The organism is Bradyrhizobium sp. F1.4.3 (assembly GCF_040548375.1).
GTDB lineage: Bacteria > Pseudomonadota > Alphaproteobacteria > Rhizobiales > Xanthobacteraceae > Bradyrhizobium.
This window is the reverse complement of record NZ_JBEPRN010000005.1, coordinates 254638-267097: the sequence shown is the minus strand read 5'-3', so window position 1 is coordinate 267097 and position 12460 is coordinate 254638. Positions and strand designations below refer to the sequence as shown.

The following is a 12460-nucleotide window of genomic DNA, read 5'->3' as shown; positions in this document are numbered from 1 at the left end:
CTCCATCCGGGCTACAGGCTGCCGTTCTTGGATGTGGGATCAAGACATTCGCAGCAAAGGCGACATATCGTGACAAACTGGACCAGTGGAGTCTGCCAAGCAAACGGCATCGATATCCACTATCTGCGAACGGGCGGCGGCAAGCCTCCGCTGATTGCACTCCATGGACTGACCGGAAGCGGCGCTTGCTGGACCCTATTGGCACGCGCTCTCGAAGACAGCTACGACGTCATCATGCCGGACGCCAGAGGCCACGGGGCGTCAAGCGCACCGCTTCATGGTTATCTGTACCGCGATCTTGCCAGCGACGTCATTGGCCTCATCGAAGCACTCGGACTTGTCGCGCCGATCCTACTCGGCCACTCGATGGGAGGCATGACTGTGGCTGTGGTCGCAAGTGAAGTCGGCACGGCTATTCGCGGCGTCATCCTGGCCGACCCGACCTTCTTGAGCCCCGAGCGCCAGCGCGAGGTTTATGAGAGCGACGTCGTCGCGCAGCATCGCCGGCTTCTCAGCTTGGACAAGACTGAAGTGTTGGCTCAAGCACGGCTCCGACACCCGCATCGGTCCATCGAGTTGCTCGAACGCATCATCGATGCGAGACTTCAGACTCAGGTCAAAGCCTTTGAAGTTTTGACGCCGCCTAACCCTGACTTTCGCGATTTGGTCGGCTCGGTTTCCGTCCCGGCTCTTCTCGTCGTGGGGGACAATGGCGTTGTGACCCTCGAAACGGCACGGGAGCTACAGACGCTCAATCAACGCCTGCGGTACGAGCTGATACCGAAAGCCGGCCATGGGCTGCCATATGACAGGCCGGATGAATTTGCGGCGGCGGTCAGATCTTTTCTTGAGACGACAATCGTGTGATGGCCTCTTTCGCGAACGCGTACCTTCGTGGCCCGCATGGAGCGAAGCGGAATGCGGGGGCCAGCATTCCCGGATTTCGCTGCGCTCCATCCGGGCTACGGGCCCTCAAGACGTTCGCCAATCATACCCTGCTCACTCAAGAGCCAAACCGCAGGACTTGCATTTTCACCGAACATGGTCGCCAGCACATCCAGACCGTTCGTTTCGCGTTTCAGGCTGCGCACGGTCGCACGATGCACCACACGCCGAAATGCAATCGTCGGCGTCGTGTCGCGCTCGTCGCTGACCATCACCCAGGTGCTCAGTTTATCGTCGACATATGAGACTGTGGCTCGCCTCAGGGCTTCGAGATCAACGTTGTTGGCTTTCATCATCTCCGATGCATCCGGATCATCCAGCAGCGCGAGTAAGAGATGCTCCAGCGTCGCGAACTCGTGCTTTCGCGCTTTGGCATAGGTGATAGCTCTATTAAGAGTCAGGTCGAGTTCGCGGGAAAATCCCGAAGGCCACTTGATGCTCGCACGCGGCAGCTGAGTCCGGGCCGTATCAGACGCAGGCGGTCCGCGCCGGATAGTGGCAGCAAGCGTATTCCAGTCAGCCAAGCCAAACAGCTCGGCGATCAGTTCGAGGCTTTCGGCAACCGAAAGCTTGAGACCTTTGGAGGCAAGCGAGGCGCGTAGCGTGTGCGCCATACCTTTGGCATCGCGGAAGTCGCGCATGGCTTATTCCTTTGCTTGAACTATTCGGGAAGCCAGTGCTTGCGTTGCTGACCCGCAGTTTAGCAAAGGGGCCAAAACTATGCGTGCGATACGTTCACCATCCCGTAAAGGGTGCAAGCGGCAGGTCGTATCTACCCGGAAAAAAGGTGGCGCGCCGGCCGGCGAGTGTCAATAGTGACACCCGGCGCGGCGATCGGCATTCACTGGTCGCTCGGGCTTTCAGGTGCGTTGCTGCTTCTGCTCAATCAGCGCGCGGCGAAAGGCGTAGTGCCTCCCGCAGCTGCCCGTTGACACCGGCATCGCTCCACCGCAGGGTCATCGCAGCGGCTGGGGAGATGAAGCGTTGCGCAATCGCTGGGCCATTCTTGCGATCCTGTTCTTTGTGCGCCTCACCATCGCATTCCAATTCCAGAGCGTGGCGGCGGTCGCGCCGCTTCTCGAGAAGACGTTCAGCGTTGGGCTGGCCGATATCGGCGTCCTGATCGGGCTCTATTTCACGCCGGGCGTGGTGCTGGCGCTGCCGGGCGGCGCGATCGGCCGGACCTTTGGCGACAAGCCCACGACGATCGCGGCACTGCTGCTGATGACGGCCGGCAGCCTGGTCATGGCCACGACCGACGTCTGGGGCTGGCAGATGGCGGCGGGCCGGCTCGCCTCCGGCGCCGGCGGCGTGCTGCTGACGGTGCAGCTCACCAAGATGGGCACCGACTGGTTTGCCGGAAAGGAGATCGCGACCGCCATGGCGATCTTCGTCAATTCCTGGCCGGCCGGCGTCGCGATCTCCCTGCTGGTGCTGCCGGCCATCGGTATCGCGCATGGCGCGGGAGCCGTGTTCCTGGCGGTCGGCGCGCTGACCGCGGCCGGGATCGTGCTGGTCGCGTTCTATCAGCCTCCGCCAACGACAATCGCGACAGCGGGCACCTCGGCGCGGCTCGATCCCTTGGCGCTGCTGGCCGTGATCGTCGCCGGCCTGATCTGGGGCCTCTTTAATGTCGGCTTCGCCATGATCTTCTCGTTCGGCCCCACGCTGCTGGCCGAACGCGGCTGGAGCATTGCCGCGGCAGGCTCGGCGATCAGCCTCGTGCTGTGGCTGTCGGTGATCTCGGTGCCGGCTGGCGGCTTCATCGCCGACCGGACCGGTCGACCGCTGACGCTGGCGGTCGCGGCATGTCTCGTGGTTGCGCTGCTGCTGGTCTGGCTGCCGCGGACGGATGCGGTGATCGCGATCATTGTCCTGATCGGCCTGATCAGCGGCCATCCGGCCGGCCCGATCGTGAGCTTGCCGGCCCGGGTGCTCGCCCCGGAGACAAGGGCGATCGGCATGGGCGTGTTCTACACTCTCTTCTATGCCGCAATGATGCTGGGACCGGCGGTGGCGGGGCGGCTCGCCAAATCGGCGGGAAGCGCCGCGATCGCGCTCGACCTCGGTGCACTGACGGTCCTCGCCTGCCCGCCATTGATGTGGCTTTTCGAGCGTATTGTGTCTGTCCGTAATCGCCGCACCAAATCATAACGCAGCATTAACCCTATGCACCTTAGGGTCGTCTCGGACTCCGCCCGGGCGGGGGGTCGGGTAGTGAAAATGGCGTTGGCGAACAAAAAATTTCTTCCGGCCGCCGAGGAACGTCGGCGTTTCCAGCGGGTGAAAGTCCACCTGCTCGGCCGCTACATGCTGCCGGACCGCCGCGAATTCCCCTGCCAGGTGATCAACATGTCGCCGGGCGGGCTCGCGCTGCTGGCGCCGGGCATCGGCAATGTCGGCGACCGCGTGGTCGCCTATCTCGACCATATCGGCCGCGTCGAGGGCAAGATCACCCGCATCATCGACAATGGCTTTGCCATGACCGTCGGGGCGACGCCCCGCAAGCGCGACAAGCTCGCGGCACAGCTGACCTGGCTCGCCAACCGCGACATCCTCAATTTGCCGGAGGACCGCCGCCACGACCGTATCGTGCCGCGCAACCCGATCGCGGTGCTGACGCTCGAGGACGGCACCAAGATGACCTGCCGCATCATCGACCTTTCGTTGTCCGGCGCGGCCATCGCCGCGGAAAACCGCCCGCCACTGAAATCGACGATTTTGCTCGGCCGGGTGCAGGGCCGCGTGGTCCGAAACCTCGAAGACGGCTTCGCGCTCGAGTTCTTGCACTCGCAGCCGATCGAGACTCTCGAAGAGAGCGTTACCGCGCGGTAAAGCGCGACGGCGCTAAAACCTCTTTTATTCCAACCTGAAAGGCGGCCTCCACGATGCGGACGCCGCCTTTTTCGCGCGTGGCGACGGCCTCACGCGGGTTAACGCCCGGCCTCTTCGCATGCCGAAACAGCAGTTCCGCCAGCGTTTCCACGTTAATCCATAAAATTTGAATCAATTGCAGTAATATCGAATTTTATTCGAATTATATTCAAGTATAGATCGAATTCGCCGCTCGTTTTACTTGTATTCGTCTCGACTTGACTTGGCTGACTTAGCGGCAACTCAAAAGCTCGGTGCGCAATGTGGTCCCAACAAAAAACGGGGGCCACGATGTTCGACTTCAGGGGACAGGGGAAGGGGCTGGCGATCGCCGCCATTCTCTTCGGGATCAGCGCGGCAGCGCAGGCCGGTGAGAGCCGTCTGCTCTACGCGAGCCTCGGCGACACCACGCGTGCGCCGATCGGCTGGGTCGAGTTCTGTGCAGAGAATGCCGCTCAGTGCCAGAGCGGGCCGACGCAGCCGCGCGACATCGTGATGTCGCAGACCGCGTGGCGCGACCTGACCAAAGTCAATCGCTGGGTCAACGAGACCGTGAAGCCTTTGACCGACCAGGAGCACTGGGGCGCGATCGAGAAGTGGTCGCTGCCGACGGATGGCTACGGCGACTGTGAAGACTACGTGCTGTTGAAGCGCAAGATGCTGATCGATGCCGGATGGCCGCGCGAGGCCCTGCTCATCACCGTCGTGCGCGACAAGAAGGGCGAAGGACACGCGGTGCTGACGGTAAAGACCGACAAGGGCGAGTTCGTTCTCGACAATCAGAACGAGAACGTCGTCGCCTGGACAGAGACCGGCTACCGCTTCGTCAAGCGCCAGTCGCAGAGCGATCCCAACGTCTGGGTCTCGCTTGGCGATACCAAGCCGGCGGTCTCCACCGCCAGCGCCAGAGATCAGTAGTTACGAGAGGACGAGTTACGCGACCCGGTCACATCCCCACCCCTCCCCGTCCCAGACCGGTTCGCGCGCGCCCAGCCATCCCCCAATGGCTGGGCGCAACTTTTTGGGGGAACGCTGAGCGTGAGGCACACTTACAAGGCCTGATCGAGGTCCGCCCCTGTCAACGCGGCAGGATGTTCTTGTAGACCGTGCCGCCCTTCATGATCACCACGAAATTCTTGGCGGGATCTTCGACGAGGGCGATGTTGTCGAGTGGATTGCCGTCGACCAAGAGGAGATCGGCGAGCGCGCCCTCCTCCACCACGCCGAGCTTGCCCGGATAGGGATTGCGCGGACCCGACAGGCTCAGCAACTCCGCATTGGTCGATGTCGCCATGGCCAGCGCCTCGGCCGGCGTGTACCAGCGCGTCAACGCAGCCAGCATTGAGCCCTGCTTGTCCGCCAGCGCCTTCGAGAACAGGACATCGGTCCCGAACGCGGTCTTGATGTGGTATTTCTTTGCGAGCGCATAGACCCTGTCGGTGCCGGCGACCACCTGCCGCATCTTGTCCTGCTCCGCGGGTCCGAGCGCAGCGGCGCCGGAGATATCCAGGAATGGCTGTGTGCTGAGCCAAATCCCCTTCTCGGCGATCAGCTTCGCACTCGCCTCGTCCATGAGATGACCATGCTCGATGCATCTCACGCCGGCTGCGATCGATCGCTGGATCGCGACCGGGGTATAGGCGTGCGTGGCAACGTAGGTCCCCCAATTGTCGGCGGCTTCGACGGCGGCGCGCAACTCGGGTTCGGTGAAGGTCGAGACATCGAGCGGGCTGAAGGGCGACGCGACGCCGCCGCCCGCGGTGAGCTTGACCTGCGAGGCGCCCTGCATCAGCTGCTCTCGCGCGCGCAGGCGAACCTCGTCCGGACTGTCGGCGACCATGCTGCCGCCGATCCGCTCCATGCGGCTGAGCATGCCGCCGATGGTTCGCGGCAGATCGGAGAGCTGCCGGAAGTCGCCGTGACCGCCGGTGATGGTGATCATGGCGCCGGAGGGATAGATGCGCGGACCGGCGACGAGATCCTCGTCGATGGCCTGCTTGAGGCCGAAGACCGGCCCGCCCATGTCGCGCACGGTGGTGAAACCGCGCATCAGCGTCGCCGTCGCTTCACTTGCGGCGAGCAGATTGTTGTAGCCGATATCGCCTGCGAGCACGGCCATCGGCGTCGGGCGCACCAACATCGCATGCCAATGCGCATCGATCAGCCCCGGCATCAGCACACGCCCGCCGCCGTCGATCACCTGGCCGGCGGCGGCGATATCGGCGGTCGAGATCTTCTCGATCTTCCCATTCCCGACGAGGACATTGGACGCGGCTGAGAGCGTGCCGTTCTTTCCGTCGAAGATCCGGACGTTGCGAAACAGGACGGCAGAGCCCTGCTGGGCCGGCGCAGGCGACACGCTGCACAGCATCGCTGCAAGCAACACGGCGACGCCGGCCTGTCTTCTCAGACCCCACATGTTCAATCTCCGATCCGGTGCGCCGCTACGCGGTTGCGGCGGCGGGCCGCCATGCAAAGGTCAGCCAGCCGATGCCGTGCGACAACAGATCGATGCCGAGCAGCATTCCCAACACCCAGAGCCCGGTCATCGGAAAACCCGTGAGAATGACGAGGCCTGCCAGCACACCGAACAGGCCGGACGCCAGCATGATCCACCCGCCCTGCTCCCGGTGGCCGATTCCGATCAGCATGCGCACCACACCGGAGATCAGGAGCGCGAGGCCGAGAACATAGGTGAGCAGCAGCGCGCCGGTCAACGGCTGGCTGACGAGGACGATGCCGAAGGCAATGTAGAGAATGCCAAGCACCACCTGCCAGACGAAGCCGCCCCAGCCCTTGGTCCAGAATGCGTGGAAGATCTCGAAGGCACCGGTGGCGATCGCCATCCAGCCGATGAACAGTGCGCTGATCACGGTGAAGAACGCAACATCGCCCAGCACCATGAGTCCCGTGAACACCATGAAGAGACCCAACAGGACGCAGACCCAGCGGGGCGGTTGCGGCAGGCCAGTAGCGCCCATCGGCGCGCTACGATCGTAAGTCGTCATGACATCCTCCCTCGATTAACGCCAACGCCAGCCGCAATGGCGACGGCCACGATGCCACCAGCACACCCAGCGCCGGCGTCGCCGGTGCAGCGGCGGCCGGGGCCGTGGGCGATGGGCCGGAGCCGGCAACGGGCGGGCAGCTTGCGCATAGGTGGGACCGGCGGCTTCACGCCTGTTCGGGGCGGGCGCGTCGATCAGCGACACATCCGGCAAGGCCGCGGCGTCGCCCGGCCACAGGCTCACGCCTGCGCTCGCGAGGATCACGCCTCCAACCAGTGTGCGTAGCGCGTTGCGGCGATCCATCTCGCTCATGGGGTTCTCCTTCGAGAAATCCCCTGCCCGTTTTCTTTGCTCACGTCTTTGCAGCCGTCTCACCGCTGGGAATCTCGCCCGGCAGATAGTTCGGGAGCCGTCCCGCCGGGATGATCGCAATCAGGGCGAGCCCAGCCATGATCAAAAGTCCGATCTTCAACGCGCGCAGCCGTGCCTCGGTATTCACGCGCACCGCTTCCGCAATCTGCTGCGGCGTCCCGCTCGTGCCTTCAAGCACGCTGCGCAGGCGGTCGTTGCTGACGAAGGTGATGTTGCCGAGATCGACCTGGGCCTGAAGCTCCGGTGTCAGCACTGGACTCGCCGTGATCTTGCCGAGCGCGATGGTGCTGAGCAGGCCGACCAGCAGTGCCCCGGCGACTGCCGTCCCGAGCGCCGCGGCCAGGTTTTGCGTCGTGCCGCGCAAGGAGCCGACGTCACCGGCCAGCGCCTTCGGCGATGCCGTCACCAGGACGTTGAACAGCAACGTCACCAGCGAGCCCTGCCCGATGCCGAACAGCACGAGCCCGAACAACACGGGAATCTCGCTCCAGTCGTTGCGCACGACGAAGGCGAGCCAGACCAGTGCGATGGTACAGAGCGCAAAGCCGTAGCGGCCGATCTGGCGCGGCGTCAGCCGTTCATAGAAATTGACGATCAGCATCGCCGAGAAGAAGACCGTGAGGTTGAACGGCATCATCGCAATCGCAGTCGCGATCGGCGAACGTCCCTGCACGATCTGGATGTAGAGCGGCACTGTGAAATTCAGCGCGGCCTCCAGCGCCACCACCGCAAACAGCGCAAAGACCGCGCAGCGCTCCTCCGGCGAGTCGATCACTTCGAGCGCCAAGAGCGGCGTCTTGCCCGCGGCCTGGCGCCGGTGCGTCCAGAGCAGAAATCCCTGGCCCAGGACGATGCCGAGCACGATCATGATTGGCGCGGGCGACAACCCGAGCAGATCGAACGGCGCATTCGCGGTCGCGACCGCGAGGCCCCAGCCATTGAGATTGTTGAAGCCGAAGCTGATGAGGATGATCGCGCTAGCGGCAAGCGCGACCCCGACGAGATCGATCTGCACGTCCGGACGGCCGCGATCCGGCTTCAGGCGAAAGCTCATCAGGAAAACGATGGCCGAGGCCGCAATCAGGATGCCGAACGCCGGCCGCCAGCCGATATAGGTGCCGAGCACGCCGCCGATGACGAAGGCGAGCACGCCGGCAGCCGCACGTGCCGAGCCGAGTGCGCCGAGTGCGGTTGCCTGTTGGCGGCCCGCATAGTTCTCGGCGATCAGGGCTACGAGCGAGGGCACGATCACCGAACCCGACGCGCCACAGAGCGCCTGCGCCGAGATCATGACCGTCGCCGTCGGGCTGAACGTCATCATGAGCTGAGAAACGAAGAACAGCACGACCGCGCCGCGGAACACCTGCAAGGCGCCAAAACGCTGAGCGAGCTTGGCACCGAGCATCACGAAGCCTGCGACCAGCATGGAGTAGGCCACGATCCCCGTCGCGACCGTGGTCGGCGCCACGCCGAAGCTCGTGACCATGCCGCCCATCGCGACGGGAAGCGAGGCCACGTTGAACGACATAATCATCTGGCCGAGCGCGATCGAAATCATGGGAATCCATGACACGCGTTCTTCCTGGTGAATGCCACCGATCGAGATTGTCTGCGTGGCCATGACGTCCTCCGGCTTGATCGGCGTTGCGATCGGTCAGGCCCGCGAGCCGCCGATCTTTTTTGCGCATTCATTGTTCCGGTTGCGACACGAACAGATCCATTCCCAGCTGCTGCGACAGGAATTCTGCGGCAAGCTGTCCGCGCACGCTGTTGCCCGCGGCATCGAGCGGCGGCGCAAAGGTGCCGAAGCCTCCCTTGCCGGGCGACACCGCGACGATGCCGCCGCCGATCCCGCTCTTGCCAGGCAGGCCAATGTCGTAGAGCCAGTCGCCGGAGGTCTCATAGAGGCCGGCGGTGATCATGACGGCGAGTGCGTAATGGCAGACCGAGGCGTCGACCACGCGCTGCTTGGTGACCGGGTTGACGCCGCCATCGGCGAGCGTCGCGCCCATCACGGCAAGGTCGCGGGCGCTCACGTTCAACGAACATTGCCGCGTGTATAGGTCGGTTGCTTCCTTCGCGTCGCAATAGACGCGGTCATAGCTCTCCAAAAGCCGCGCGATGCTGCGATTGCGGAAATTGGTCTGCGACGCTGACGCATAAACCTCTTCGTTGAGCGGCAGTTCGCGGCCGGCGAAGCGCGACAATCCGTCATGAATGAACTTCCACCGCGCATCAGCCGTGGCTCCCGGCGCGAGGCTGGTGGTCGCAATCGCGCCGGCATTGACCATCGGATTGGTGCGGCCGCCGCCCTGCTCGATCGCGGCGAGCGAGTTGAAAGGAAGCCCGGTCGCGTTCGCACCGAGCTTCGCTCGTGCGTCCTCAGGACCGATGGTCTCGCAGACAAGCGCGAACAGGAACGGCTTTGACACGCTCATGATGGAGAATTCGTAGTCGACGTCTCCGGCGCCGTAGACGCGCCCGCTGACGCCGACGACGCAGACGCCGAACAGCTCGCTGGGAACTCTCGCAAGCGCCGGGTACACCTGCGAATTCTCGCCGTCACGATTTGATTTAAACCGTCGCTGCGCCTCGTTCACCAGAGACTGAACTGTCTCCGGGCCAGGCAAATGGCCGGTCGAGACGTAAGCCGGCTCTCGCTCTTCGGCGACCGAACGCGACGCCATCGCACCACTCCACAGAACGGCTTCGCCTAATGTCGGCGCCGTTCCAGAACTCAACGCAGCAGGGCAATTTGATGCCGACGGCAGACCGGAGTCAATTTCAACTCTAGGGCGATTATGCAATTCAGCCATACGACTTGAAGGGAGACGCATCATCAGAAAAAATGGAAACGACTTGCCGATAAAAGAGTCAGAGCGGCTGTCTCACTTGCATTGAACTCAAATCAAATGCGGATATCACAACCAGCTCGTGATCAACGCCAGATTGCAACTGATGCATCCGAGAGTACGATCCTGCGCGGCCTGCTCGACAGGAGACTTGGGCAAGACCCGGGTTCGAACGCGGGCGCGACATCAAGTGACGAGGCGTAACATGGTGGCACAGGCGAGTGACGGACACATCCTGCTGGTCAAGAAGCTCGGCGGGCTCTTTGCAATCATCATCGGATGCATGCTGACCGCGGTCGGCATGACATTCGAATACTACGGCACGACTTTCGTCGGCGTCCTCTTCCTTGCGCTTGGAGCGATCCTGCTTGTGCTGAAGATCATCAGGCGGAACGAGAGACCTCCGCTGACATAGCGGGCCGCCGCGGTTCGGCTCACACGCCGAGCACGTCCGCGAGCCGCAGCTCGTCGGCGGCAGGATCCTTCAGGAACAGCTCGGTCTCGATCTCGCGGAGATGCGACAGCATCTGCGCGCGCGCAGCCTGCTTGTCGCGTTTGCGGATCGCGGTGACGATCTCGGCATGATGATCGGTGCCGCAGGCGGGCGTGTCGTGCCGGCGGTAGAGCAGGATGATCAGCGAGGACCGCGCGATCAGCTCCTTGAGGAAGCCGAGATAGATGCTGTGGCCGGACATCTCGGCGACGAGACGGTGAAATTCGCCGGAGAGCCGAACCGAGGCGCGCGCGTCGCCACGCAGCTCCGCCTCGCGCTCCTCGGCAAGATGCCGTTGAAGGCGATTGATCCAGGCCGGCGACACCGCGTCGACAGCGTGATCGACAATGGTGGGCTCGATCAGGCGGCGCGCCTCGAACACCTCGCGGGCGTCCGCCGGCGTGGGACGCGCCACGAACGCACCGCGGTTCTTCTCGATGTTGACGATGCCCTCATACGCGAGCTGCTGGAGCGCGGTGCGAACCAGCGTGCGGCTCGCGCCATAGATCTCGCCGATCTCGTCCTCGCCGAGCTTGGTGCCCGGCAGCAGACGATGCTCGAGGATCGCCGCGGTCACGCCTTCCCTGATCCGGCTGACGCGATCGCTCGCGTCTGGCGCATCGGACTTTTGGCGGGTTTTGGCGGCCATGGATTTGAGGGCTCGGGCGGCGAAGTTCGGCCCCAAATGTTAGTCGACGAGCTGTATCCAATCACAGGCGAAACTTTATACAATCTGCGCCCATTTTGTGTGCAGACCGATGCCCACGCGGCGAGCCACGTTGCTGCGCTGGATTCGACCTAACGACCTGACTCCGCTGCACAGTTTTGGAATTCGGCACGTGCGAGGCGATTGGCACGGACCTTGCGGAGAGACGCGGAGCACCGCCCCTCCTTCGGACACGCCATGGCCACTCCCGCCGCTCTCGAACTGGTCGCCGTCACCAAGCGCTATGACACGACGCTGGCGGTCGACAACGTCAACCTGAAGATCCCGGCCGGCACCTATTGCTGCCTGCTCGGCCCGTCCGGCTGCGGCAAGACCTCGACCTTGCGCATGATCGCGGGTCACGAGGCGGTCAGCGAGGGCGACATCATCCTGGGCCCGCAGAACGTCACCGACCTCGAGCCCGCCAAGCGCGGCACCGCGATGATGTTCCAGTCCTACGCGCTGTTTCCGCATCTGACCGTGCTCGACAATGTCGCATTTGCCCTGAAAATGCGCGGAGTCGACCGCGCGACGCGGCACAAGCGCGCCGGCGAATTGCTTGAGCTCGTCGCGATGACCCCCTATGCGGCGCGGCTGCCGGCGCAGCTCTCCGGCGGCCAGCAGCAGCGCGTCGCGCTCGCCCGTGCGCTGATCACCGAGCCGCAGATACTGTTGCTCGACGAGCCGCTCTCCGCGCTCGATCCTTTCCTGCGGGTCAGGATGCGCGGCGAGCTGAAGCGGCTACAACGCGAGCTCGGCATCAGCTTCATCCAGGTCACCCACGGTCAGGAAGAGGCGATGGCGCTCGCCGACCACATCGTGGTGATGAACCATGGCAAGATCGAGCAGCAGGGCTCGGCCCGCGACATCTTCCACCATCCCCGCACCGAATTCGTGGCCCGCTTCATCGGCGGCCACAACGTCCTCAGCGACGCCGGCAAACTCATCGCCGTCCGCGCCGATCAGCTCGGCATCGTGCCGATCGCCGACGGCGTGGTCGGCGCGCCAGCGCTGCTGACCCAGACCGAGTACCAGGGCTCCTACGTCGCCGTCTCGCTCACGCTCGAAGACGGCACCGCCCTGTTCTCCCACCTTCCCGAGGCCGCGTTCGACGTCCACCCGTTCCGTCCGGGCGATCGCGTGCTGGCCACCTGGGATCCCGCCAAGGCGCAGCGCCTGCAATAGCGCCCGACGTTCATGACAATGCGCA

The 12460-nt window shown here is 63.8% G+C and carries 14 protein-coding genes; 6 read left to right on the top strand and 8 right to left on the bottom strand.

Going from position 1 to position 12460, the window contains the following annotated elements; all coding sequences use genetic code 11:
* Nucleotides 1–69: 69 nt before the first annotated feature.
* Nucleotides 70–867, top strand: coding sequence for an alpha/beta fold hydrolase (locus ABIB73_RS17770; RefSeq protein WP_354225705.1), 798 nt, complete (start codon nucleotides 70–72; stop codon nucleotides 865–867).
* A gap of 95 nt (nucleotides 868–962) precedes the next feature.
* On the opposite strand, the gene ABIB73_RS17765 is transcribed toward ABIB73_RS17770, so the two are convergent.
* Entirely contained in the window at nucleotides 963–1586 is a 624-nt protein-coding gene (locus ABIB73_RS17765) for a Clp protease N-terminal domain-containing protein (RefSeq protein ID WP_354225703.1), read from the bottom strand.
* Between the two features lie 343 nt (nucleotides 1587–1929).
* On the opposite strand from ABIB73_RS17765, the gene ABIB73_RS17760 reads away from it, so the two are divergent.
* Nucleotides 1930–3099, top strand: a complete 1170-nt coding sequence (locus ABIB73_RS17760; protein ID WP_354225702.1) for an MFS transporter — start codon at nucleotides 1930–1932, stop codon at nucleotides 3097–3099.
* A gap of 69 nt (nucleotides 3100–3168) precedes the next feature.
* Nucleotides 3169–3780, top strand: coding sequence for a PilZ domain-containing protein (locus tag ABIB73_RS17755; protein WP_354225700.1), 612 nt, complete (start codon nucleotides 3169–3171; stop codon nucleotides 3778–3780).
* Here the strand turns inward: ABIB73_RS17755 and ABIB73_RS17750 are convergent.
* Nucleotides 3767–3931 carry a hypothetical protein gene (locus ABIB73_RS17750; protein WP_354225698.1) on the bottom strand — a complete coding sequence of 55 codons (165 nt, stop codon included), beginning with the start codon at nucleotides 3929–3931 and terminating at the stop codon, nucleotides 3767–3769. The genes ABIB73_RS17755 and ABIB73_RS17750 overlap by 14 nt on opposite strands.
* A gap of 179 nt (nucleotides 3932–4110) precedes the next feature.
* Between ABIB73_RS17750 and ABIB73_RS17745 the strand changes: the two genes are divergently transcribed.
* Nucleotides 4111–4737 carry a transglutaminase-like cysteine peptidase gene (locus ABIB73_RS17745; RefSeq protein WP_354225696.1) on the top strand — a complete coding sequence of 209 codons (627 nt, stop codon included), beginning with the start codon at nucleotides 4111–4113 and terminating at the stop codon, nucleotides 4735–4737.
* Between the two features lie 160 nt (nucleotides 4738–4897).
* Here ABIB73_RS17745 and ABIB73_RS17740 read toward each other — a convergent pair whose 3' ends face one another.
* The 5 genes from ABIB73_RS17740 to glsA form a co-directional block, all read right to left on the bottom strand.
* Nucleotides 4898–6238 (bottom strand): metal-dependent hydrolase family protein, encoded by a 1341-nt coding sequence (locus tag ABIB73_RS17740; RefSeq protein ID WP_354225695.1) that lies wholly within the window; start codon nucleotides 6236–6238, stop codon nucleotides 4898–4900.
* A 25-nt stretch (nucleotides 6239–6263) separates the two neighbouring features.
* Nucleotides 6264–6827, bottom strand: coding sequence for an HdeD family acid-resistance protein (locus ABIB73_RS17735; protein WP_354225693.1), 564 nt, complete (start codon nucleotides 6825–6827; stop codon nucleotides 6264–6266).
* A 15-nt stretch (nucleotides 6828–6842) separates the two neighbouring features.
* Entirely contained in the window at nucleotides 6843–7139 is a 297-nt protein-coding gene (locus ABIB73_RS17730; RefSeq protein WP_354225691.1) for a hypothetical protein, read from the bottom strand.
* Between the two features lie 40 nt (nucleotides 7140–7179).
* Complete coding sequence (locus ABIB73_RS17725) at nucleotides 7180–8820, bottom strand: MFS transporter (RefSeq protein ID WP_354225689.1); 1641 nt, start codon at nucleotides 8818–8820, stop codon at nucleotides 7180–7182.
* 67 nt (nucleotides 8821–8887) lie between these two features.
* A complete protein-coding gene (gene glsA / locus ABIB73_RS17720) occupies nucleotides 8888–9886 on the bottom strand; it encodes a glutaminase A (RefSeq protein ID WP_354225687.1) in 999 nt (332 codons plus the stop codon).
* 370 nt (nucleotides 9887–10256) lie between these two features.
* On the opposite strand from glsA, the gene ABIB73_RS17715 reads away from it, so the two are divergent.
* Nucleotides 10257–10466 (top strand): hypothetical protein, encoded by a 210-nt coding sequence (locus tag ABIB73_RS17715; RefSeq protein ID WP_354225685.1) that lies wholly within the window; start codon nucleotides 10257–10259, stop codon nucleotides 10464–10466.
* 19 nt (nucleotides 10467–10485) lie between these two features.
* Here the strand turns inward: ABIB73_RS17715 and ABIB73_RS17710 are convergent, their stop codons facing one another.
* A complete protein-coding gene (locus tag ABIB73_RS17710; RefSeq protein WP_354225683.1) occupies nucleotides 10486–11193 on the bottom strand; it encodes a GntR family transcriptional regulator in 708 nt (235 codons plus the stop codon).
* 255 nt (nucleotides 11194–11448) lie between these two features.
* On the opposite strand from ABIB73_RS17710, the gene ABIB73_RS17705 reads away from it, so the two are divergent.
* Complete coding sequence (locus ABIB73_RS17705) at nucleotides 11449–12435, top strand: ABC transporter ATP-binding protein (protein WP_354225681.1); 987 nt, start codon at nucleotides 11449–11451, stop codon at nucleotides 12433–12435.
* Nucleotides 12436–12460 lie beyond the last annotated feature (25 nt).

Bases quoted from the DNA above. Each gene is read 5' to 3' on its own strand.
- ABIB73_RS17745 (WP_354225696.1), top strand. From the start codon at position 4,111: ATGTTCGACTTCAGGGGACAGGGGAAGGGGCTGGCGATCGCCGCCATT.
- glsA (WP_354225687.1), bottom strand. From the start codon at position 9,886: ATGGCGTCGCGTTCGGTCGCCGAAGAGCGAGAGCCGGCTTACGTCTCG.
- ABIB73_RS17730 (WP_354225691.1), bottom strand. From the start codon at position 7,139: ATGAGCGAGATGGATCGCCGCAACGCGCTACGCACACTGGTTGGAGGC.
- ABIB73_RS17755 (WP_354225700.1), top strand. From the start codon at position 3,169: ATGGCGTTGGCGAACAAAAAATTTCTTCCGGCCGCCGAGGAACGTCGG.
- ABIB73_RS17765 (WP_354225703.1), bottom strand. From the start codon at position 1,586: ATGCGCGACTTCCGCGATGCCAAAGGTATGGCGCACACGCTACGCGCC.
- ABIB73_RS17740 (WP_354225695.1), bottom strand. From the start codon at position 6,238: ATGTGGGGTCTGAGAAGACAGGCCGGCGTCGCCGTGTTGCTTGCAGCG.
- ABIB73_RS17710 (WP_354225683.1), bottom strand. From the start codon at position 11,193: ATGGCCGCCAAAACCCGCCAAAAGTCCGATGCGCCAGACGCGAGCGAT.
- ABIB73_RS17735 (WP_354225693.1), bottom strand. From the start codon at position 6,827: ATGACGACTTACGATCGTAGCGCGCCGATGGGCGCTACTGGCCTGCCG.
- ABIB73_RS17715 (WP_354225685.1), top strand. From the start codon at position 10,257: ATGGTGGCACAGGCGAGTGACGGACACATCCTGCTGGTCAAGAAGCTC.
- ABIB73_RS17725 (WP_354225689.1), bottom strand. From the start codon at position 8,820: ATGGCCACGCAGACAATCTCGATCGGTGGCATTCACCAGGAAGAACGC.
- ABIB73_RS17705 (WP_354225681.1), top strand. From the start codon at position 11,449: ATGGCCACTCCCGCCGCTCTCGAACTGGTCGCCGTCACCAAGCGCTAT.